General features: G+C 40.5%; 25 protein-coding genes and 1 tRNA gene. 17 read left to right on the top strand and 9 right to left on the bottom strand.

All coding sequences use genetic code 11. The annotated features are described in order from the left end of the window. Nucleotides 1-29 precede the first annotated feature (29 nt). Nucleotides 30-500, top strand: coding sequence for an Lrp/AsnC family transcriptional regulator (locus J4G44_RS07695; protein WP_004971430.1), 471 nt, complete (start codon nt 30-32; stop codon nt 498-500). 85 nt (nt 501-585) lie between these two features. Here the strand turns inward: J4G44_RS07695 and J4G44_RS07700 are convergent, their stop codons facing one another. Together J4G44_RS07700 and J4G44_RS07705 are read right to left on the bottom strand one after the other, a co-directional pair. Continuing rightward, a complete protein-coding gene (locus J4G44_RS07700) occupies nt 586-1,335 on the bottom strand; it encodes a YebC/PmpR family DNA-binding transcriptional regulator (RefSeq protein ID WP_096902288.1) in 750 nt (249 codons plus the stop codon). 100 nt (nt 1,336-1,435) lie between these two features. Beyond that, the gene (locus J4G44_RS07705; protein ID WP_004971428.1) at nt 1,436-2,014 is read right to left on the bottom strand and encodes a 1-acyl-sn-glycerol-3-phosphate acyltransferase; all 579 of its coding nucleotides are present in this window, start codon (nt 2,012-2,014) and stop codon (nt 1,436-1,438) included. 307 nt (nt 2,015-2,321) lie between these two features. On the opposite strand from J4G44_RS07705, the gene J4G44_RS07710 reads away from it, so the two are divergent. Both J4G44_RS07710 and J4G44_RS07715 read left to right on the top strand, forming a co-directional pair. Beyond that, entirely contained in the window at nt 2,322-2,465 is a 144-nt protein-coding gene (locus J4G44_RS07710; RefSeq protein ID WP_154320842.1) for a hypothetical protein, read from the top strand. 138 nt (nt 2,466-2,603) lie between these two features. Then, nucleotides 2,604-2,680 (top strand) — tRNA-Ile (locus J4G44_RS07715). 124 nt (nt 2,681-2,804) lie between these two features. Here the strand turns inward: J4G44_RS07715 and tehB are convergent. Next, nucleotides 2,805-3,671: an SAM-dependent methyltransferase TehB gene (tehB, locus tag J4G44_RS07720; RefSeq protein ID WP_154321273.1), complete on the bottom strand. Its 867-nt coding sequence runs from the start codon at nt 3,669-3,671 to the stop codon at nt 2,805-2,807. 279 nt (nt 3,672-3,950) lie between these two features. Between tehB and J4G44_RS07725 the strand changes: the two genes are divergently transcribed. The 6 genes from J4G44_RS07725 (at nt 3,951) to J4G44_RS07750 (ending at nt 8,367) form a co-directional block, all read left to right on the top strand. Beyond that, entirely contained in the window at nt 3,951-4,577 is a 627-nt protein-coding gene (locus J4G44_RS07725; protein WP_096901204.1) for a 2'-5' RNA ligase family protein, read from the top strand. Beyond that, nucleotides 4,574-5,095: a bifunctional adenosylcobinamide kinase/adenosylcobinamide-phosphate guanylyltransferase gene (cobU, locus tag J4G44_RS07730; protein WP_207973551.1), complete on the top strand. Its 522-nt coding sequence runs from the start codon at nt 4,574-4,576 to the stop codon at nt 5,093-5,095. The genes J4G44_RS07725 and cobU overlap by 4 nt, the downstream gene beginning before the upstream one ends. Further along, nucleotides 5,092-6,150 (top strand): nicotinate-nucleotide--dimethylbenzimidazole phosphoribosyltransferase, encoded by a 1,059-nt coding sequence (gene cobT, locus J4G44_RS07735; protein ID WP_154320822.1) that lies wholly within the window; start codon nt 5,092-5,094, stop codon nt 6,148-6,150. The genes cobU and cobT overlap by 4 nt, the downstream gene beginning before the upstream one ends. Then, nucleotides 6,147-6,752, top strand: coding sequence for a histidine phosphatase family protein (locus J4G44_RS07740; protein WP_131261637.1), 606 nt, complete (start codon nt 6,147-6,149; stop codon nt 6,750-6,752). Before cobT ends, J4G44_RS07740 begins: the two co-directional genes overlap by 4 nt. Then, complete coding sequence (locus J4G44_RS07745) at nt 6,749-7,492, top strand: adenosylcobinamide-GDP ribazoletransferase (protein WP_004976907.1); 744 nt, start codon at nt 6,749-6,751, stop codon at nt 7,490-7,492. Before J4G44_RS07740 ends, J4G44_RS07745 begins: the two co-directional genes overlap by 4 nt. A gap of 665 nt (nt 7,493-8,157) precedes the next feature. Continuing rightward, nucleotides 8,158-8,367, top strand: a complete 210-nt coding sequence (locus J4G44_RS07750) for a hypothetical protein (protein ID WP_131261636.1) — start codon at nt 8,158-8,160, stop codon at nt 8,365-8,367. Nucleotides 8,368-8,452: 85 nt separating this feature from the next. Here the strand turns inward: J4G44_RS07750 and bioB are convergent, their stop codons facing one another. Both bioB and queG read right to left on the bottom strand, forming a co-directional pair. Continuing rightward, the gene (gene bioB / locus J4G44_RS07755) at nt 8,453-9,445 is read right to left on the bottom strand and encodes a biotin synthase BioB (protein ID WP_104851863.1); all 993 of its coding nucleotides are present in this window, start codon (nt 9,443-9,445) and stop codon (nt 8,453-8,455) included. Nucleotides 9,446-9,734: 289 nt separating this feature from the next. After that, nucleotides 9,735-10,835: a tRNA epoxyqueuosine(34) reductase QueG gene (queG, locus tag J4G44_RS07760; protein ID WP_207973552.1), complete on the bottom strand. Its 1,101-nt coding sequence runs from the start codon at nt 10,833-10,835 to the stop codon at nt 9,735-9,737. A 21-nt stretch (nt 10,836-10,856) separates the two neighbouring features. On the opposite strand from queG, the gene J4G44_RS07765 reads away from it, so the two are divergent. After that, complete coding sequence (locus J4G44_RS07765; protein WP_104851865.1) at nt 10,857-12,377, top strand: NAD(P)H-hydrate dehydratase; 1,521 nt, start codon at nt 10,857-10,859, stop codon at nt 12,375-12,377. A 24-nt stretch (nt 12,378-12,401) separates the two neighbouring features. Here the strand turns inward: J4G44_RS07765 and ruvC are convergent, their stop codons facing one another. Further along, complete coding sequence (ruvC, locus tag J4G44_RS07770) at nt 12,402-12,947, bottom strand: crossover junction endodeoxyribonuclease RuvC (protein ID WP_004976895.1); 546 nt, start codon at nt 12,945-12,947, stop codon at nt 12,402-12,404. Between the two features lie 200 nt (nt 12,948-13,147). On the opposite strand from ruvC, the gene J4G44_RS07775 reads away from it, so the two are divergent. The 3 genes from J4G44_RS07775 to J4G44_RS07785 all read left to right on the top strand — a co-directional run bounded on the left by J4G44_RS07775 (nt 13,148) and on the right by J4G44_RS07785 (nt 15,070). Next, entirely contained in the window at nt 13,148-13,531 is a 384-nt protein-coding gene (locus J4G44_RS07775; protein ID WP_178318391.1) for a YkvA family protein, read from the top strand. A gap of 168 nt (nt 13,532-13,699) precedes the next feature. After that, on the top strand, nt 13,700-14,275 hold the full coding sequence (locus J4G44_RS07780) for an FxsA family protein (protein ID WP_004976892.1): 576 nt from the start codon (nt 13,700-13,702) through the stop codon (nt 14,273-14,275). Nucleotides 14,276-14,434: 159 nt separating this feature from the next. After that, nucleotides 14,435-15,070, top strand: a complete 636-nt coding sequence (locus J4G44_RS07785) for a LysE family transporter (protein ID WP_207973553.1) — start codon at nt 14,435-14,437, stop codon at nt 15,068-15,070. Nucleotides 15,071-15,090: 20 nt separating this feature from the next. On the opposite strand, the gene J4G44_RS07790 is transcribed toward J4G44_RS07785, so the two are convergent. Then, the gene (locus tag J4G44_RS07790; RefSeq protein WP_004976887.1) at nt 15,091-15,300 is read right to left on the bottom strand and encodes a hypothetical protein; all 210 of its coding nucleotides are present in this window, start codon (nt 15,298-15,300) and stop codon (nt 15,091-15,093) included. Between the two features lie 314 nt (nt 15,301-15,614). On the opposite strand from J4G44_RS07790, the gene J4G44_RS07795 reads away from it, so the two are divergent. Beyond that, nucleotides 15,615-15,845: a hypothetical protein gene (locus J4G44_RS07795; RefSeq protein WP_372238839.1), complete on the top strand. Its 231-nt coding sequence runs from the start codon at nt 15,615-15,617 to the stop codon at nt 15,843-15,845. 152 nt (nt 15,846-15,997) lie between these two features. Here the strand turns inward: J4G44_RS07795 and J4G44_RS07800 are convergent, their stop codons facing one another. Both J4G44_RS07800 and metK read right to left on the bottom strand, forming a co-directional pair. Beyond that, nucleotides 15,998-16,309, bottom strand: a complete 312-nt coding sequence (locus tag J4G44_RS07800; RefSeq protein ID WP_004976884.1) for a monooxygenase — start codon at nt 16,307-16,309, stop codon at nt 15,998-16,000. Nucleotides 16,310-16,467: 158 nt separating this feature from the next. Beyond that, complete coding sequence (gene metK / locus J4G44_RS07805) at nt 16,468-17,634, bottom strand: methionine adenosyltransferase (RefSeq protein ID WP_207973554.1); 1,167 nt, start codon at nt 17,632-17,634, stop codon at nt 16,468-16,470. A gap of 749 nt (nt 17,635-18,383) precedes the next feature. Between metK and tkt the strand changes: the two genes are divergently transcribed. The 3 genes from tkt (at nt 18,384) to J4G44_RS07820 (ending at nt 21,404) form a co-directional block, all read left to right on the top strand. Further along, nucleotides 18,384-20,372, top strand: a complete 1,989-nt coding sequence (tkt, locus tag J4G44_RS07810) for a transketolase (protein ID WP_179988715.1) — start codon at nt 18,384-18,386, stop codon at nt 20,370-20,372. A gap of 152 nt (nt 20,373-20,524) precedes the next feature. Beyond that, complete coding sequence (locus J4G44_RS07815) at nt 20,525-20,740, top strand: hypothetical protein (protein ID WP_004976879.1); 216 nt, start codon at nt 20,525-20,527, stop codon at nt 20,738-20,740. Between the two features lie 178 nt (nt 20,741-20,918). After that, the gene (locus J4G44_RS07820; RefSeq protein WP_154320812.1) at nt 20,919-21,404 is read left to right on the top strand and encodes a GNAT family N-acetyltransferase; all 486 of its coding nucleotides are present in this window, start codon (nt 20,919-20,921) and stop codon (nt 21,402-21,404) included. The last annotated feature ends 123 nt before the right edge of the window (nt 21,405-21,527 follow it).

The following is a 21,527-nucleotide window of genomic DNA, read 5'->3' on the forward strand; positions in this document are numbered from 1 at the left end:
TTTATCTGATTAGATTGAGTGCTTGAAAAATGGAATTAGATCGCTACGATAAGCATATTTTAGAAATTTTAAGCAATGAAGATGTCAATTTGAATGAACTTTCCGAGCGGGTTAATCTGTCGGTAAGTTCGGTGCATCGCCGTATTAAAAGTCTGATCGATCATAAAATTATTTCAGGTTTAAAGCGTGAAATTAATTATCAAAAACTGGGCTTTAGTTTGCATGTGTTGTTGCAGGTGTCTTTGAGCAAACACGATACCGATATTTTTGCTAAATTTTTGGATGAATTGGAAAGTATTCCTGAAGTGATACGTGCATTTTTGGTGACGGGACAGACTGCAGATTTTATTGTAGAGGTTGTGGCACGAGATATGGAAAATTACAGCGAAATTTTATTAAAACGGATTGGTAAAATTGAGCATGTGGCAGGTTTGCATTCTAGCTTTGTGATTAAAGAATATGATGTTCTAAACTGTCATGGTTTATTAAATAAAGTTTAATTTATTAGAATCTTAGAATTATTTTGACTGGATCTATAAAAAAACGCACGAGAACGTGCGTTTTTAGGAATTGCAGTTAGACCGATTATGCGTCTAATTGTGCTAAAACTTCATCAGAGAATTCAACGTTGGTATATACGTTTTGAACATCATCTAAATCTTCAAGCATATCAATCATTTTCATAATTTTTTTCGCTTGATCGATGTCTGTAATTTCTGCTTTGGTCGATGGGCTCATGACCACTTCAGCATTATCAGATTTCAAACCTGCTGCTGTGAGCGCATCTTGAACTGTACCAAAAGCTTCTGGCGTGGTAATAACCAAAATGCCATCTTCAGACACTTCAATATCTTCTGCGCCAGCTTCTAAAGCCACTTCCATCACTTGATCTTCTAAAGATGAATCTTCAAATGAAATTTCACCACGTTTTGTGAACAGGAATGCTACAGAACCATTGGTACCTAAGTTACCGTCAGTTTTAGAGAAACAGTGACGTACATCTGGCACGGTACGGTTTAAGTTGTCTGTCATGGTTTCTACAATAACCGCAACACCACCTACACCATAACCTTCATAGGTTACTTCTTTAAGATCGTCGTTATCGTCACCGCCTGCACCACGCTGGATGGCACGGTTAATGACGTCACGTGTCATGTTAACTGAAAGTGCTTTTTCCACAACAGCACGTAAACGAGGGTTACTTGCCGCATCTGGACCGCCGAGCTTTGCAGCAGTTGTTAATTCACGAATAAATTTGGTAAACAACTTACCACGACTAGCATCTTGTTTGGCTTTGCGATGCTTAATGTTGGCCCACTTGGAATGACCCGCCATGCGAACTATGCTCCTTACAGATTGGCAGTATGCCTATCAAAATTGCGCCCATTCTAACATAAGCCCTTTTTTTAGATAAAGGGCAGAGTTTTAGGTTTTTTTAAGTGTTACTTTGAGTTGTTTTAGGCTCAGGAATGACAATATCTAAGCCCACATGTTCTTTATATAATTGTTGGATAAGTGCCATATCGTGATCTAAATCTGTCGGATAGATTTTGCCAAAAATCCCACCTTGTTTGGTTTGTGAGTTGGCATACATTAAAACGATAGGCACATTGGCTGCTTTGGCAATATGCCAAAAACCTGTACGAATTGGCTTGCGGGCTTCACCTGTTTTTGCGCGAGTTGCTTCGGGTGCGATGACCAAATTGAAATGTTCATTTTGATCAAAAAGTTCGACCATTTGCGACACAATATCTTTGTTAGATTTACGGTCTACTGGAATACCGCCGACTTTTTCTAAAATAGGTTTAAGTGGCCCTTTAAAAAGCTCTTTTTTGATTAAAGTATGAATTTTAATATCATAAATTTGGAACAGAGCAAGCGAGAGGATTGCATCCATCATTGAGGTGTGTTCAAAACCGACGATCACTTGTTTATTTTCGAGGATGTTGGGTTCTACCTGATATTGCCATCCTGCAAGTTTGAATGCGGACTCGCCTATAAATTTTTTCAACATAGATTTAACAGCTGATGAATCTGGAAATGCATAATTTCTGCTTGTTTTATATAAGAGTCAACAGAAAAATTGTTTGAAATATAGCATTCTCAAGTGATGCAGGTGATATAGCATTATATCTTTTATTGGTTTTAACTCTAAATGGTTTATTTTTAATATTAAAAATATATGAATTGAGAGAAATTAAGTCTTAAATTGAGCAAAAATTCACTATTCAAATGATTTGTAAATCATTAGACTTTGGTCGTAATTAGCTATGATTCTATTCATCATTTCACTATTCCACGCATCATGGAAGGATACTAAAGTGGCTTATTTGACGACTTTTCTTGTGGCATTGACTGTGTTGTTATTGGTCTTGGTATGGTCAATGTTTGAGTTGTTTTTAGAAGTGCGTAAAGAGAAGCGTTTAAAGTTGCATCGGGCAATGTTTCGGAAAGTGAAGGTGTAGTTTTTATATTTCAATAATAATCAAATTCGTCTGCTGACTATCTATACAGCAATTTCTGAAAATGGCTTGTGTTTTTAAAAAATCTTCGCTAGTATTCTTTGCGCTTGAACTTGTTGAAATATAACAAATTCAATTATAGGGCCTATAGCTCAGTCGGTTAGAGCAGCGGACTCATAATCCGTTGGTCGACAGTTCAAGTCTGTCTGGGCCCACCATATAAAACAACCACTTAGGTGTACTAATCCTAAGTGGTTTTTTATTTTAAGCTTTATGTAAGCAATTGAAATGTAGTCTGTGAGCAGCTCAAAAGCTTATTCATTTAAGATTCCACTTGCACATCTACTTTTTCCTCGCCAACAACGTCGCAAAACGCTGTTTAATGCGATTGCCATCTGCATCTGTGCGGTGCAACTCACCGACATTTTCATTGTATTTCACAATATCCCAATCAGCATAATATGCACTTAACTCACCCGCTTTAAAACTAAAAGGGAAGTCTTGTTGCACGGGGTAATCTTCAGTATCCATCGCGCAAACAATTAAGTTAAAGCCTTGTGGTTTGGTCGCTTGCTGCATGTGCTGAATAAGCGTAGGAATGGTTTCAGGCGCCAAAAACATCATCACCACTGTACAGTTAATGAAGTCATATTCCTCCGTAATTGTGGCATCCTGATTTAAATCCCGCACAGTAGTTTGAATAGATGAAATCTGTTCTGTAGCAATAATTTCATTTAATTTTTGGATACTACTCGGATTCACATCCCAAGCATCCACCTGAAAACCGTTTTGGCTCAAATACAGCGCATTTCGGCCTGTACCACAGCCAACATCCAAAGCTTTACCCACGGTTAACTGTGGAAGTGCCATTAAAATTTCAGAATGTGTTGGGCTTAATTTATATTTTTTAACAAAATAATCTTGAGGCAAACAATAAAAACTAAGCTGGCACTCAATATCATCACTGGCAGATACAATTTTATGCCACGCTTGCGGTTCAATAAATGGTGGTTGATTTTCCACGGAAAAAATATGCTCAGATTGTACTTCACCAGATTCATGCAGCATCGAAAAATGCAATTCGCCTTTTAAAATAGTCAACTTCGCCCATGTGCCGACTTGGGTATTGTGTTGTTTTTTAAACCCTTGTGGAATTGAGTCATGATTCCAAATAGGAAGTTGTTTATAACAGATCAATTCTTGTTGCATCATAAACTCCAGTTATACCGATTCTGATGGGGTAAAGCTTCACAGTAATGTAGTGTCTTGTGTAGATTAGAAAATATCATCTTTATTTCAGCATAACATTGCAGACCTGTTTCAGCCATCTTCTGAATTTTATCCATCTCATTAAAATCAAAATTATTTAAATGATGTAGATGGTTAAAATACCAAACTGAAAAATATTCACCTCAAATTGCATGATTTTCATGTCTATTCAGTTGTGAATGTTTTACCATAAGCTGTTTTAATTCATTGAATTATCCCGTGTTTATTCAAGCCAATCAGTACGTTATTCCAACACAGCAGCATGATTATCCTGAATGGCATCGTGGGCGTGAGCGTTATGTGCTTTGGTATTTAGCTGTTCAACATCCAGCTTTAGAATGTTATTTACAACAATTAAAACAGCAATTTTCAGATGTATTATTTCGCCCAAACACTCGCCAGTTTCATATCACCTTATATATTTGTGGGTTTTATGCAGCAAAAAAGCATTGGGAAGATGACTTTCTCGAGTCACAATTTCAACAACAAGTTCAAGCCTTACAGCAGTTGCAACTAGAGCCTTTTCAACTGAAAGTGGGCGGCATCAATAGTTTTGATAGTGCTTTATTTGTAGAAGTGCAAGATCAATCACAGCAACTGGCGCGTATACGTCAGGCACTTAGCGTAGGCGGGGCTGAAATCGCAGCTTTACAGTATCATCCACATATTACTTTGGGTTTATATCAAACAGCGTGTTCAACCAATTTGATTTTGCAGCGTATTCAAAATCTCCCCGTGCAATATTTCGATTTAGATATCCATCATTTAAATTTTGGTTATTATCAGGCACACACTTTACAAGGTCAGCTATTTAGCACGCATCAATTTCCTTTGGAGCACATGTGATTCAACTTATTTTGGGCGGTGCGCGTTCGGGTAAAAGCCGTATGGCTGAGCAAACCGCGCAGCAACTTGGCAAATCCGTCATTTATGTAGCAACTGCACAAGCGGGCGATGCAGAAATGCAGGCGCGGATTCAGCATCATCAACAACAGCGTCCGCAGATTTGGCAATTGTGCGAAGAGCCTTTGTATTTGGCGGAGCAGTTAAAGATGCTGGATCATCCGAATGCTGTGATTTTAGTAGATTGTCTGACCTTGTGGATGAGTAATTTGTTGATGCAATCTGCAGAAAGCTTTGCCGAACAACAAATTTCAGCATTGCTCGAAGTTTTACCTCAGTTGCAAGCCGATATTATTTTAGTGAGCAATGAAACAGGTTTGGGCGTTGTACCGATGGGCGAAATAACCCGAAAATTTGTCGATGAAACAGGGCGATTACATCAGCAATTGGGACAAATTGCAGACAAAGTGCAGTTCTGTGTCGCAGGTTTTCCAATGCTTTTAAAAGGAGAGAAGAAATGACTTGGTGGTTTGCAGCGTGTCAAAAGCCAAATGAACAGATGAAACAACAGGCAATTGCACGACAACTTCAATTGACCAAACCAACAGGTTCATTGGCAGCATTGGAAAATATTGCGATTCAACTGGCGGCTTTGCAAGGAACAACGCAGCCGAATATTGAACGTCCGTGGATATGTATTTTCGCAGGCGATCATGGCGTGATGGAAGAAAATATTTCCGCCTATCCCCAAGCCGTGACTCGGCAAATGCTACAAAATTTTGCCACAGGTGGGGCATGTATCAGCGTCATCGCCCGGCAATATCAGGCGCATTTACAAGTGGTGGATTGCGGCTCGGTCGGGGAAGCGTATGAATATGCAGGAGTAGAGCGGCATTGTATTCGTGCAGGCACAGCGAATTTTGCTAAAACCCGCGCCATGACTGAACAAGCGTGTGCAGATGCGATGGCACTTGGACGTCAAAGTGTGGAAGATGCCATCGCACAGCAGGCCTCGATTTATGTCGCAGGTGAAATGGGTATTGGAAATACCTGTTCGGCATCAGCCTTGTCTTGCTTTTTATTACAAGAACCTGCTGAAGCCTTGACTGGCATAGGCACAGGAATTGACACTGCACAATTGCAACATAAAAAACAGGTGATTGATGCTGCTTTAGCTCTACATCAGAACTATGTGCAAGATGATGCTTTTAAAGCCTTATGTGCAGTTGGTGGATTGGAGGTCGCTGCAATGGTGGGCGCGTATATTCGCTGTGCGCAGTTGGGCTTGCCGATGGTGGTGGATGGTTTTATCAGTAGTGCTGCCGCATTGGTTGCAGTGTGTTTAAATCCTCAAGTCCGTGAATGGATGTTGTTTGGGCATCAATCGGCTGAATATGGACATCGTCGCTTATTAGAAGCATTAGATGCACAAGCCTTGCTGCATCTAAGTTTACGTTTGGGTGAGGGCAGTGGTGCGGGCGCTGCATTGGGCATTATCCAACTGGCTTGCGCTTTGCATAATCAAATGGCGACTTTTGCTGAAGCTGCAGTTATTGGTGAGAAAGTATCTTCATGATCATGCTGGATCTGTTAAGACATGGCGAAACAGAATTGGGTCATACTTTGCGTGGCTCAACCGATGATGCTTTGACTTTAAAAGGTTGGCAAGACATGCAGCAGACTTTAAACACGGCAATAGCTACAGGACAGCGATGGGATGTTGTGGCAAGTTCACCTTTACAGCGTTGTCTGCAGGTTGCTCAGACCTTTGCGCAAGCACAGCAATTGCCACTGTATATTGATGCACAATTTCAGGAAATGCATTTTGGTGCATGGGAAGCTATTTCCACTCAAACCTTATATGAACAATACCCTGAAGATTTAGCTAAATTTTGGATGACACCGACCCAATTTAGTCCGCCACAAGCAGAATCTTTGCTAAATTTTCAGCAGCGCGTTTTGCAAGGTCTGTCCGATCTCAACCAATATTTACAACAACTCGAGCAACAACCTAAACGTGTGTTATTGGTCACGCATGGCGGGGTAATTAAATTGCTCAAAGTATTGGCGCAGAAAAAATCTTTAGACGATATTTTAAAAATGTCTGCAGCGTTGGGGCAATTGAGTTCATTCCAGTTACATCCCAATGGCAACATTTGCATGCAGGGGCAAACATGACACCTTTTTGGATTGCCTTGCAATTCCTGAGCACTTTTCCTGTTTCTTTAAAACAGATGCCAACTGCAGCGCAAAATGCACAATCACTGCTGTTTTATCCGCTCGTTGGCTTACTAATTGGAGCTGCGCTGTGGGGGATGGCGCATTTATTGCAATTCTTGCCTTTGGTTCTGAGTAGCAGCTTAATTTTAGTGCTCTGGATTTGGCTGACAGGTGGTTTACATTTAGATGGACTGGCTGATACTGCCGATGCATGGGTCGGCGGTTTTGGTGATCCTGAACGTAGCTTAAACATCATGAAAGACCCAAGCAGCGGCCCGATTGGAGTATTGAGCTTACTGATCTGCTGTTTATTAAAATGGTCTGCGTTGTATGTATTGCTCGAACAACAGTATTTGGCATTTTTGCTGTTTGTACCCGTATTGGGACGATTAAGCGCTTTGGTTTTATTTTTAAGCACGCCTTATTTACGTGCCAATGGTTTAGGCACTGCTATTCAGGCACATTTGCCTAAAACAGGCACAAAAATTGTGATCGCATTGACCTTGCTTGCAGGAGTGCTTTGGGGATGGGTGGGTTTGGTGACCGTTCTGACTTTTATCCTTAGCACCTTGTATTTGCGATATAAATTTATGCAGCGTTTAGGTGGAATTACGGGCGATACCGTTGGTGCGAGTATTGAAATAACAGAAAGCATGATGTTATTGGCTATTGCGATTCTTTGGTTTTTAATAAATTAGCTTTTGAGCAGTTTTTCTTGTTTCAAGTGCGCTGAAAATTGAAATAATATAAGCGAATGAATTTACAGCTATTTATGCACTCAATTTCAGCAAGTATGCAGATGAATTTGTCATTTGTCGGAAAGTTCCTAAATTAGATTTGCTATTTTTTTTAAATATGATAATAGTAGTTTATGTCAATCAGCCTTGATGACATTTGTATCTCAGGATGAGATCACAAACGTGATGTATAAAAATCAAAAGGAATGTCATTTATGATCAAACTGTTAAAGCAAATTTTCTGTATCCATATTTATGAATATGACGCAATGGAAGAAATCGGGGCGCATTTAGAGTGTCGTAAGTGTGGGGATTCTAAGACACAATAATGTTAAGTATTGAATCTGTATTAAAACCAAGTGAGTCTTTATGACTCACTTTTTTATTTTAGGCTAATAGCCTGAATATTTTGCTTAGTCTTGCCTGCATGTATAGATTAGACTGCACTTATCCATCTTCAAAACTACATATATCATTCCCACCTCTTTTGGTGGGGAGACTTCTCATGCTGTACGAAGTTTGATTTATACAAGTGCACAATTAAATTTTCTATCCTCCGCACACTTTATCCCACAAGGTATTCCGCTTAAAATCCAGTACCTAGAAATATTGAACTGACCGTATTTATGGCTAAAAACTTTCAAGAAAAAACGTATATTGTAGATGACAATCTAGCAGATACTTTGACGTGGTTGCTGCATCATCAGGACTGTTATGATCGGTTTTATTATGATGCGATTCAGCAACAACTGATGGTAGAACATGCCAACGGGGTAGATATTATTAAAACAGGGCAGTATTTAAATGCCAGTTACGGAATTTTAATTACCTCTTAAAAGCGTTGCCGCATAAACTTATTTTGCTGCATAAAAAACAAAGTCCCTTTTAGGGACTTTGTACATTTGGATGGGTGCTAAAATTTTAAGCCATTGCCATCGCATCTACCGACAACTCAGAAACGGTTGGCTTGGCACGTTCAGGCACTAAGCCTAATTTTTGGAACAATTGTTTGTCTTTGCCTTCGCCTGCGTTTGGTGTGGTTAAAAGCTTTTCACCTGAGAATAACGAGTTCGCACCTGCCATAAATGCCAACGCCTGATCTGAATCGGATAACGATTCACGCCCTGCAGATAAACGAATATAGCTGTTTGGCATGATAATACGTGCAACTGCAATGGTACGAATCCACTCAATCACATCCAGTTTTTCTACTTCAGCCAATGGTGTACCTTCAATCGGAACTAACATATTGATTGGCACAGATTCAGGGTGTAACGGTAAAGTCGCCAATTCATGCAATAAACCAATACGGTCTTGGGTGTCTTCACCTAAACCGACAATACCGCCACTACACACTTTCATACCTGTTTGACGCACAATATCCAAAGTATTTAAGCGGTCATCAAAGCTACGAGTACTAATGACATTCGGATAATATTCACGCGATGTGTCTAGGTTGTGGTTGTAATAATCCAAACCTGCATCTTTTAAGCGTTCTGCCTGAGATTGATTCAACATCCCTAAAGTCATGCAAGTTTCTAAGCCTAGAGCTTTGACTTCACGCACCATTTCTAAAACATACGGCATATCACGTTCATGCGGATTACGCCAAGCAGCGCCCATACAAAAACGTGAAGAGCCTGAGGCTAATGCTTCTTTGGCTTCCTGAATGACTTTATCAACTGCAATACGTTTTTCAGCTTCAAGCTGTGAATCATAATGCGCAGACTGCGAGCAATATTTGCAATCTTCAGGGCATTTGCCTGTTTTAATAGACAATAAGGTACTGACTTGTACGGTATTGGCAGCAAAATGTTGGCGATGCACACGTTGTGCTTCAAAGACTAAATCCAGAAAAGGCTGTTCATATAACTGCTGAATTTCTTCCCGAGTCCAATCATTGCGTACTGACATAAGTAAAAGTCCATCATCCCTATTATTCATAGTCTGTATCATACACAAATAGTTGGAATCAGAAAGGCATAATCTCCCAATTTCATGGCTAATATTCGACAGTATGGAAACAAAAATATGCAGTCGATTTGGTTGCAAACTTAAGCAATTTTTCTGATATTTCGCTGCAAAATTAAATTTTATGGATTATTATTTTTGCGATGAATTGGTTGCTAAAATTTAGTTATTTGCATAAATTGGCAAGAAAATTGCACTTAAAATATCGTACCATTTGGGTGGTAGTTTTTGTTTAAATTTTAGGCTGTTTAAGCAATTGTTCCTGAATGGCCCAATCCATATGGATTTGCACAATCTCATCATGCTGTGCTCGCGTTTGCTGCAAAGTTTGCAAAATCTGTGCTGAAAATGGGGCATTTCCAAGCCCGATTGCAATATTACGCATAAAACTTTGATAGCCTGTACGACGCAATGGACTACCTTCAGTTTTGGCTAAAAACGTGCTTTCATCCCATTGCCATAAATCTAGCAAGCTGACTTGATCTAAGGCATGTCGAGGGTGAAAATCCTCCACCGTAGTGACTTGTGCAAAGCTATTCCACGGGCAAATCAGTTGGCAATCATCACAACCAAACACCCGATTACCAATACCACGACGTAATTCTTCAGGAATGATACCCTGATATTCAATGGTCAAATAAGCAATACATTTACGCGCATCCAACATATAAGGTTCAACAATGGCCTGCGTTGGACAAATGTCGATGCAGGCTGTGCAAGAACCGCAATGCGAGGTTGCAGGCGGATCAAAAGGCAAATCTAGTGAAGTAAACAACTCGCCCAATACAAAAAAAGATCCAGATTTTTTATGAATCAGTAAGGTATGTTTACCTGTCCAACCCATACCAGCACTTTCTGCCAGTGACTTTTCAAAAATCGGGGCTGAGTCCGCAAAGGGGCGTGATTCAAAATTCCCCACTTTTTCACGAATACGGGTGGCAAGAGTTTTTAGGCGTCCGCGCATGACTTTGTGATAATCGCGCCCACGTGCATAACGGGCAATAATTGCAGAGTTAGGTGCATCGGGAATGTGTCGTGGACGTGGTGTTTCCACCAAATAATTCATCCGCACACAAATAATACTTTTTGTATTCGGGACTAACAGTGTGGGATTAGCGCGCTTGTCTAAATTTTCTTCTAGAAACTTCATATCGCCATGATAGCCACGTTTTAAATATTCCTGAAAACGTGCTAATTCTGCTTGAGCATCTGGTTTGGCAATGACACAATCAGCAAAACCAAGCGCCAAAGCTTGAGCTTTAATCCACGCTTTCAAGGCGGCTGGATCGTCTTGATGCAGAGAAATATGTGCTGAAGTGGTGGATGTTGCCATAACAAAATAGAAGGGAAGAAAATGCCGCAGCAAGTGTACCATAGCCCTGTTTATCATAGTCAAAGTATTCAAGCGTGGGAGCAGCGCTGGTTTGCCCGTCAAAATAGTTCTTACGGTTTAATGCAGCAAGTGGCGTGGACACTGCATTTACAAATTCGCAAAATTTTTGCAAAACAGCCATCTACAATACAAAAAATTGCTGTGTGTTGTGGACAAGGCAATAACGCAGGCGATGGCTATTTAACTGCAAAATATTTAAAACAAGCAGGTTTTCAAGTCGATATTTATGCCGCAACACGCGGTTCATCGGCAGATTTACATCAGGCTTTTTTAGAAGCTCAGACAGAACAAGTCAATATAATTCAAGGTTTTGCATTTCAACAAAGTTATGACTGCTATATTGATGCATTATTTGGTATTGGTTTAGATCGTCCTTTAAATGATGAGTGGCAGTCGCTTATTCACGCAATGAATCAACAAGCGGGTTTAAAAATTGCGGTTGATATTCCAAGCGGTTTAAATGCCAACACGGGGCAGCCATTGCCATGTGCAATTAAAGCCGATTACACCTTTACAGCTTTGGGTTTGAAAGCAGGGTTATTTACAGGGCAGGCACAGGAATATACTGGACTGGTCGATGTGCTGGATTTGATTCCAGCCGATGCAGAACTCAAAGCGTTGGCCCAACTCACACCACATTTGATTCAATTACCCGCACGGCAGGCTTTTGGACACAAAGGCAGTTATGGGCATGTGTTGATTGTGGGCGGACATGCGCAAATGGGTGGTGCGGTGATGATGGCTGCAGAAGCCGCATCAAGCGCAGGTGCAGGGAAAGTGACTGTGGTCTGTCATGCCAAACATCATGTGGCGATATTAAGCCGTGCGCCGAATTTAATGTTGCGGGATATAGACGCACTGACAGGCGCAGAAATTCAGCACTTAATTTCACAGGTCGATGCCGTGAGTTTAGGGATGGGACTAGGACGAGATGCTTGGGCAGAACAGCATTATGCAGACTGGTTTGCCGCACTAAATCAGTCCGAGGTAGAAGTAGTTTACGATGCCGATGCCTTGTGGTTTTTGGCGAAACAAGCGCATTCATCGCATCATCCAGCCCAACTAAAACCGAACAGTTATGCCACACCACATTCAGGTGAAGCTGCGACCTTGCTCAATACTACGGTTGCAGCCATTGAAGCAGACCGTATTGCCGCGATTCAGCAATTGCAGCAACGCTATGCAGGCGATTGGGTGTTAAAAGGTTCAGGTAGTTTGACTTTGCAAGCTGCATCTACAGAACCGCAAGCAAGTTCATTGTGGATTTGTACCGCAGGCAATCCTGGTATGGGTACAGGTGGTATGGGCGATGTGTTGGCAGGCATGATTGCCAGTTTAAAAGCCCAGTTTCATCATAAAATTCAATTGCATGAAATTGTCATGTTACATGCCTTGGCGGGGGATGTATTGGCACAGCAGGGCATGCGCGGTTTACAGGCACAGCACATGAGCCAAGCGATTTATCAGGTTGTGAATCGGTAAAATATAAGCGATGGCGATGCTGATTTAGCGACGTCTGGAGCTTGAACGACTACGTCCGCGTGCCATACCACCCAAGGCATTGAGCACAGCCAATTTGGTCATACTGCCCGATGCATGAGCATGGCAAATTGCAGCAGCCAAAGCATCGGCAGCATCTTGTTGTGGTTTGATGGATAGATTTAATAATTTCATGACCATCATTTGTACTTGTTCTTTATCGGCAGCGCCATAACCCACGACAGATTGTTTAATTTGACGAGCGGTATATTCCGCCACTTGTAAATCTAAATTTACCAAAGCGGCAATCGCTGCCCCGCGAGCCTGTCCCAATTTTAAGGCAGAGTCTGGGTTTTGCGCCATAAACACTTGTTCAACTGCTGCTTCAGTCGGGCCGTGAAATTTCACAATCCGTTCAATCCCTGCAAAAATCCGTTTTAAGCGTTCGGGCATTTCACTGGTTTCGGTGCGAATGGTTCCTGCATCTACAAAACGTAATTTAGCGCCATCACGTTCAATAATGCCGTAGCCCGTTAGACGAGAACCAGGGTCGATTCCAATAATAAGTGACATGCCAAGCCTTAAAAAATTACATCAAGTTGAATTATAGGAGTTTAAATCTCTTTTGTGTGGAGTAATTTCAAAACATTCGGTCAGTAAGCTGCTGTTTAAACCATTGGAATGTATCCCACGCCACATTTTCAATTTTGGACTTCATTTTATTTTAAGTTTTGAGGTGTATATTTTATATACGGTAGCAAATGAGAGTGGCAATGAAGTGGATTGATAGGCTAAAACAGTGGGCGAAGCAAATTAAACGAAATGTTTATGCGGTTTGGTTTGTCGCACGTGATCCTGAAACGCCGTTTATGGCAAAGCTTTTGGCATTGTTGGTCGCTGCTTATGCCATTTCTCCCATTGATTTAATTCCAGACTTTATACCTGTTTTGGGTTATTTGGATGATTTGATTTTAGTGCCCTTGGGCATCATGTTGGTATTGCGTTTAGTACCTGCAGAGGTAATGCAGCGCTGTCGTTTACAAGCCGATGCGATCAGTCAAAAACCGAGCAGTTATATTGCAGCATCAGTTTTTATTGCGTTGTGGTTATTATTGGCTTATGCCGCATATTTTTATCTTTATCGTTTAAATATATAGACGTATTAAGTCTGTTATTGGGTGATGATGAAAATATTAATGACAGACTTAACCTTTAAAAATACAATAATGCCCATATTGAAACAACAGCGAATCAAAAAAGCTTGATCCCGATGAAGCACTTGGTTACTGCATTTTATTTATTTTGTTGAGATTAGATTAATTTTCATGAAATTATTTCTTATTGTTCTAATTGGCTTAGTTCTTGAAGTCTTCGTCTGGATTGGTGTGGGCGACCTAGTGGGGAGCATGTGGTACGTGTTCTTTTGGTTTGTCGCTGCTTTCTTCATTGGTTTGAACCTGATTCGTAAATATTCTGCAGGCGTGATGCCACAAATGCAGCAAATGCAAATGGGGCAGATGAGTGCCGATCCTGCGCTGAGCAATAATTTACCTAAAATTTTTGCGGGTTTTTTATTGATGATTCCAGGATTAATCAGCGATGTTTTGGCATTGCTGGTGATGATTCCTGCCGTACAAAATGCCTTTAAAGCGGCAATGATGAAAGCCATGATGAAACGTCAGCAAGCCATGATGGATCAAATGATGGGTGGCATGATGGGCGATATGAATGGCATGGGCGGAGCAGGTCAAAACCCGTTTGCAGATTTAATGCGCCAAATGCAAGACATGCAAAATCAGCAGGGCGGTGGTCGTGATTCCAGTATTATTGATGGTGAAGCACGTGAAATTACCCCCGATGCGAAAAAAATTGAAATGAAAGATGTCAATCCACCTAAATAATATGGGTGATGCTTGATATCAAACCGAATCGTGCTGATTCGGTTTTTTTTATGTGTGTTTTTGGGTAAATATTCAAATATTGAGAGGCCTATTTTAAAGCCTTATTTATTCTCTTGCTGCACAAGGTATAATCGGACTTTCAATTCTCCTAATGTATTTATGTCTTTGTTATTCACCATTTGTTCGCTGCATTTTGTGGCACAGCTTAGCCCAGGCCCAGATGTTTTATTAATTGCCAAAAGTGCAGCCAGCAATACCTGTCGTAATACCTTGCAGATTATTGCGGGCATTTCATCGGGGATTGTGGTGTGGGTAGTGCTGACCCTATTGGGTTTTACGGTTTTGGTGCAGCAGTTTCCTTGGATTCAGCAAGTCTTAATGCTGATTGGCGGTTTATTTCTTGCCAAAATGGGATGGGGCATGTTGTCGGGTGGTTGGTATAGTTGGCAGCAGCGTAAACAGTTTGATGATACTCAAGTGCAAATTCCAGCCGCAAAAAACTACTTTTTATTGGGTCTATTCACCAATTTATCTAATCCGAAAACCTTAATTTATTTTAGCAGCGTATTTGCTTTGGCGCTGAGTTCATCGGCAAGTGCATCTTTAAAAGCCCAATTGGCAGTGATTATTCCAATCCAAACTTTTGTGACATTTACATTATTTATGCTGCTACTTTCGACACCAAAAATGAAAAAGTTATATCAGCGTTCAGGCAGTTATATTGATATGGTCTCGGGCGGATTATTTTTATTGTTTGCTGTGTGGTTGTGGTTAGATGCACTACGTATGTTTTAAAACATAAGTTTTAATGTCAATTAATCAGACGCTTTGATGTCGTCAAAAGCCAAGTTTGACGATTTTTTATTCGGAATTTCGGTTTTAGTCGTGTTTTCAGTTTTATCTAAATGATTGGGTTGATAAGTACGGTTTGATCGCAAAGTTGCTTCGGTATTTTCCGAACCTTGATATTTACGGCTACGGTTGGCACGTTCACGCAAGCCGCCTTTTTTAATGAGTTGTACCACTTTAACTTACTCCGTGTAATAAAAAAATATGTACTGAAAGCTAAGTTTGAACCTAAGTTTTAGATGATCGAACATGTACAATTTTACCACGACATACCTATTTTAGATGGATAAAGTGACTGTTTATTCAAAAATACGATTTGCGCGAATAGCCGAACTTTGACATTCTAATTTACAAGCGATTGTGTCTGCTCAATCATCCAAAGGGTGTAAGCTACAAAGTGTCACAGTTGCTTAAACAAAATTACACTGCATCAGGGTAGATGGTGTAACAATAAAAACAAGAATTACAGTGAAGTAGGAGAATACCTATGCTGTATCATCAGTATCGTTGCGCATGTTGCAATCGGGTGGTGGAATCATCAGAAAAAGAATGTGGTACTTGTGGTTCACACAATATTCGTAGTCCTTATGGTTTCTGGTTATTCTGTATTTTGGCATGCTTGGCAGCAGCCGTTGTGTTTAAAGTCGTGCATGTTTATTTGCAAGATCATCAAGAAGTGCCCGTGCAACAATCGGTGCTTGAGGTGATTCGTACGCAATAAGTGCTGCATCCAAGCTTAACGCTTATTTCGTCTATACAAGATTTCAAAAAATCCTGAATCATTAAATGGCTCAGGATTTTATTCAACTGTTTTTTCAATATTGAAGAGACTCACCATTTTATTCTTCAATATGGATGAGCAATTTAAAAAGATTAGCGACTTAAGAAGTCAGCTTGGTTGATTGCAGACAGTGCAGCATTCACCTCAAAAATCTTGCCACGAATATTCTTCACGCCAAAACTTTCTAAACGTGCAGTGTGCATTTTTAAATAGCGTTCAGCATTGGCCGCATGATCAAACAGATAGATTCCACCGGCTTCCTGTGTTTGACTGTTCTCAGTCCAAATTTTCCAAAGCATGCCAGTTTCTAGGTTAATGCTTTCTGCAAGTTCACGGTACGCTTGGCTCATGCTTTCGCCAAATGGGCCTTCAGAAGGGAAATCGACTTGAAGAATAACTGCCATAATAAACTCCTACATCATTATCTTAGATGAGTATTTAAAAAATCTCAGGAATGATTCACTATAACATATTCGTATTTTGTATATTGTGGTTTGGCAGCTAAATTTTAGGCATAAAAAAGCCCACCGAAGTGAGCTTGATAAAACTGAAAAGTTTTATATTACAGACCTGCAGAGGCTTTTAATGCTTCAACTTTGTCGGTTTTTTCCCATGTAAATGCAGTGTCAGAACCTTGACGACCAAAGTGGCCATAAGCTGCAGTCTGTTTATACATTGGTTGTAACAGGTTCAACATGTTGGTAATGCCGTATGGACGTAAATCGAAGTGTTCACGTACTAAAGCAATAATCAACTCATCTGCCACTTTTGCAGTGTTGAAGGTGTTGATTGAAATTGACGTTGGCTCTGCAACACCAATAGCATAAGACACCTGAATTTCACATTTGTCTGCCAAGCCAGCTGCCACAATATTCTTTGCAACATAACGACCTGCGTAAGCAGCAGAACGGTCAACTTTAGATGGGTCTTTACCAGAGAATGCACCGCCACCATGACGTGCCATGCCGCCGTAAGTATCGACAATGATTTTACGACCAGTTAAACCGCAGTCACCGACAGGGCCGCCAATCACAAACATACCTGTTGGGTTGATGTGGAATTTGGTGTCTGCATGGAACATTTCTGCAGGAATCACTTTTTTCACAATTTCTTCAATTACCGCTTCTTTAAGCTGAATTTGCGAAATTTCAGGATCGTGCTGAGTAGATAACACCACCGCGTCCAAACGTACAGGCACACCATTTTCATAAGCAAAAGTCACCTGACTTTTTGCATCTGGGCGTAACCACGGCAAAGCACCACTGCGACGTAATTCAGCTTGCTTTTCCATTAAGCGGTGTGCGTAAGAAATTGGGGCAGGCATTAATACATCAGTTTCACGGCTGGCGTAACCAAACATCAAACCTTGGTCACCTGCGCCTTGATCTTCAGGCTTTTGACGGTCTACACCTTGTGCAATTTCAGGTGATTGTTTACCAATCATGTTAATGACCGCACAGGTTGAACCATCAAAACCTAAGTCAGAATGATGGTAACCAATGCCATTTACGGTTTGACGAACAACGGCTTCAAAATCGACATTTGCAGTTGTTGTGATTTCACCTGCCAGTACAACCGCACCCGTTTTTACAAGCGTTTCACAAGCAACCCGCGCATAAGGGTCTTCTTTTAAGATTGCATCCAAAATGACATCACTGATTTGGTCAGCCATTTTATCTGGATGGCCTTCGCTTACAGATTCCGAGGTAAATACAGCGTACTCGCGCATAAGTCCTATCACAGTTAAATTCAAAAGACGCAATATGTTACATCGAGTTAGACTTTAGGACTAGCGCATTACGACTAAATTGGCTGAATTTATTTCAATTCAATGACTTTTTATCGCATATCTTTAGCTAAAAAATAGATAAAGTATCGGTATGACTATATTGTGACTCAAAAATATTCATGTTGGCTAAAGTATGCTGTCATAATTTTAAACTAAGGAGCACCTTGTTTTTAAGTGGTGAATCATTTTTAAAAACAATATTGTAGATGGGTAATTTAAAGACTTTGAATTGACTTTATCTGCATCAAGCTGCATTTTCAAAAGCTGTTTTAAAATTTTGGACGATGGCTGTGATTCAATTTATTGTGTGAAAAGTGAATAAAATTCAAGATGTGTTAAAATCTGTCTATTATTTCTACAGAATACTGTTGTGTTTTAACTTGTTGCTAGGCATTTGATTGGAGTTGCTGCAAGAGCGACATCACAATTCCATCCTGCGTCTATAAATTGAAATATCTATACTTTAGAATTTTGCCAAGAATAGAGCTTAACACGGCAATTAGCTATTTTCTTGTTGTTATAAACGTGAAAACGTCTTTGAATTTGCACGAAAAATACCCTGAATGGGAATTAATGCGGAAATATTGTTGCATAGGCTTTACCCCTCAGGCGTTTTTTTGAGAGAATAGCGGCTGTTTTGAATTCTATTCATCTTCTTCTATTTAACGATTTTTTGTGGACTCTGACCTATGACGACCCCGCTTAACGAACGTCGTATTGCAAACGCAATTCGTGTATTGGCAATGGATGCTGTGCAAAAAGCAAATTCAGGACATCCAGGTGCACCGATGGGGATGGCAGATATTGCCGATGTGGTGTGGCGTGAATTTTTGAATCACAACCCAACCAATCCACAATGGGCAAACCGCGACCGTTTTGTATTGTCTAATGGTCATGGTTCAATGTTGCAATATGCGTTGTTGCATTTAACAGGTTATGATCTTTCAATCGAAGATTTAAAAGCGTTCCGTCAGTTACACTCTAAAACACCTGGCCACCCAGAATTGGGTTATGCACCAGGGATTGAAACCACCACTGGTCCACTCGGTCAGGGGATTGCCAATGCTGTTGGTTTTGCTTTAGCAGAAAAAACACTGGCTGCACAATTTAATAAAGAAGATATTCAGGTTGTAGACCATTTCACTTACTGTTTCTTGGGTGATGGTTGCTTAATGGAAGGTGTTTCACACGAAGCATGTTCATTGGCAGGTACTTTAGGTTTAGGCAAGCTGGTTGTTTATTATGATGACAACGGCATTTCTATTGATGGTGAAGTAGAAGGCTGGTTCTCTGACGATACCGAACAACGTTTCTTATCTTACGGCTGGCAAGTCTTAAAAGTTGATGGTCATGATGCCGATGCAATTCGTGCTGCAACGGTTGAAGCAAAAGCTGAAACGCAAAAACCGACTATTATTATTTGTAAAACTGTTATTGGTTTAGGTTCGCCAAACAAACAAGGTAAAGAAGACTGTCACGGTGCGCCATTAGGCCATGATGAAATCGCTTTGACGCGTCAAGCATTAGGCTGGACAGATGAAGCATTTGTTATTCCTGAAGATGTATATGCCGCTTGGGATGCTAAAGCGAAAGGTGCAGAAGCAGAAGCAGCATGGAATACAACTTTTGATGCCTATGCAGCAAAATATCCAACGGAAGCTGCAGAACTTAAACGCCGTTTAAGCGGTGAACTACCTGCAGAATTCATCGCGCAGGCAGATGCGTTTATTGCTGAAACCAATGCTAAAGCTGAAACTATTGCAACGCGTAAAGCCAGCCAAAATACTTTGCAAGCATTTGGCCCATTATTGCCTGAATTATTGGGTGGTTCTGCAGACTTGGCAGGTTCAAACTTAACCCTTTGGAAGGGTTGCCAAGGCGTTCAGGACAATGCAGCAGGGAACTACGTGCATTATGGCGTACGTGAGTTTGGTATGACTGCTATTGCAAATGGTGTAGCACTTCACGGTGGTTTCATTCCTTACGTTGCAACATTCTTAATGTTTATGGAATATGCGCGTAATGCCGTGCGTATGTCTGCATTAATGAAGCAACGTGTGATTCATGTGTATACCCACGACTCGATTGGTTTGGGTGAAGATGGTCCAACACACCAACCGATTGAACAAATTGCATCTTTACGTGGTACGCCAAACTTAAATACATGGCGTCCTGCAGATACCGTTGAAGCGGCTATTTCTTGGAAATCTGCATTAGTACGCAGCGAAGGTCCAACTGCTTTAATTTTCTCACGTCAAAACTTGCCATTCCAAACTCGTACTCAAGCGCAAATTGAGAACGTGGCAAAAGGTGGTTATGTCTTGGCTGAAGAAAAAGGTGAATTGAAAGCCATTATTATTGCAACAGGTTCAGAAGTGGGCTTGGCAATGGAAGCATACGCGCAGCTTGAAGGTGTACGTGTTGTGTCTATGCCGTGTGCAGAAGAATTTGTGAAGCAAGATGCAGCATATCGTGAAGCGGTATTGCCATCACATATTCGTGCACGTGTTGCGGTTGAAGCAGCGCATGTAGACTACTGGTGGAAGTTTGTCGGCTTAGACGGTAAAGTTATTGGTATGACAACTTATGGTGAATCTGCACCTGCAAAAGACTTGTATCAGTACTTTGGCATTACCACTGAAGCGGTTATTGCTGCAGTAAAAGAATTAACAGCTTAATTTTTTAATCCAGTGTTTTTAAAGGCGTTCCTGCAAAGGGACGTCTTTTATTTTTGCATATTTGTTTGGTATTCGATGTGATGATCCAACAAATTTTGTCAGTGTAAGTCAGGTTTGTGAATAAACCTCTGTGTAATTGAGTGAGATGAGAAATGAGTTTGTACGAGCAAATTAATGATGAAGTCACTTTAATGGATGCGGGTGAGCAAAAGTGGATTGGACAAGATTTACCACTTGAAGCTATGGTGGCGGTAGAGTTGTTGTTACAGGATTTGGCTGAAGATCAGCAAATCAAAATTCGCCGTAAGAACCATGAAAAGCAATCAGGCTTAAAGCAGGTTGATCGTATTTTGATTGAGAAGCTTTAATCTATTGCGATGAATGCGGTGCATTAAATGGTGTATCGTCAAAAATAGCTTTATTCTATGCGTAGGGTAAAGCTTTTTTATTGCTGAAAAATAGTGTATAAAATAGCCTAAGCATAATATGAATGATGCATAATCAATAAAATGATTCGATGCAAAAATAATCAGGCAATATCAAAGCATGCAGACAACTATATTAGATCGTCAATTTAAGCACATCGACATTGTCGCGTTAAGTGAAATCCAATTTGAGCAATGGCAACCACTTTGGCAGGGTTATCAGCAATTTTATCAGGTGCAATTAAGTGATGAGGTTACGCAAAATACGTGGTCAAAACTAATTAATCCACACAGGACGCATATTTATGGTTTTGCTGCCGTATATCAAACTCAAGTTGTGGCAATTGTGCATGTAATTGAACATGACAGTTGTTGGACGCTTAAACCTTATGCCTATTTGCAAGATTTATATACCTTGCCTGAGTACAGAGGGATGGGAATTGCTCAGCAGCTTATTCAGCAGGTGAATCAAACAGCGCAACAGCGTGAATGTGATCGGGTATATTGGCTGACTCATGAAGATAATTTACAGGCACGGCAGTTGTATGATCGTGTCGCAAAAAGAACAGGTTTTATTCAATATCGCAGCCCTGCAACAGCGATGTAAAACGCGCATGCATATTTTTACAAATTTATCGTTTCAGTCATGCAACATACTGTTTTATCTTTAATCCTGTATTTGCAGCAAAAATCTATAAACTAAACCTCATTGAAACGTATCAACACTTTT

The sequence above is a fragment of the Acinetobacter towneri genome (assembly GCF_017498585.1).
GTDB lineage: Bacteria > Pseudomonadota > Gammaproteobacteria > Pseudomonadales > Moraxellaceae > Acinetobacter > Acinetobacter towneri.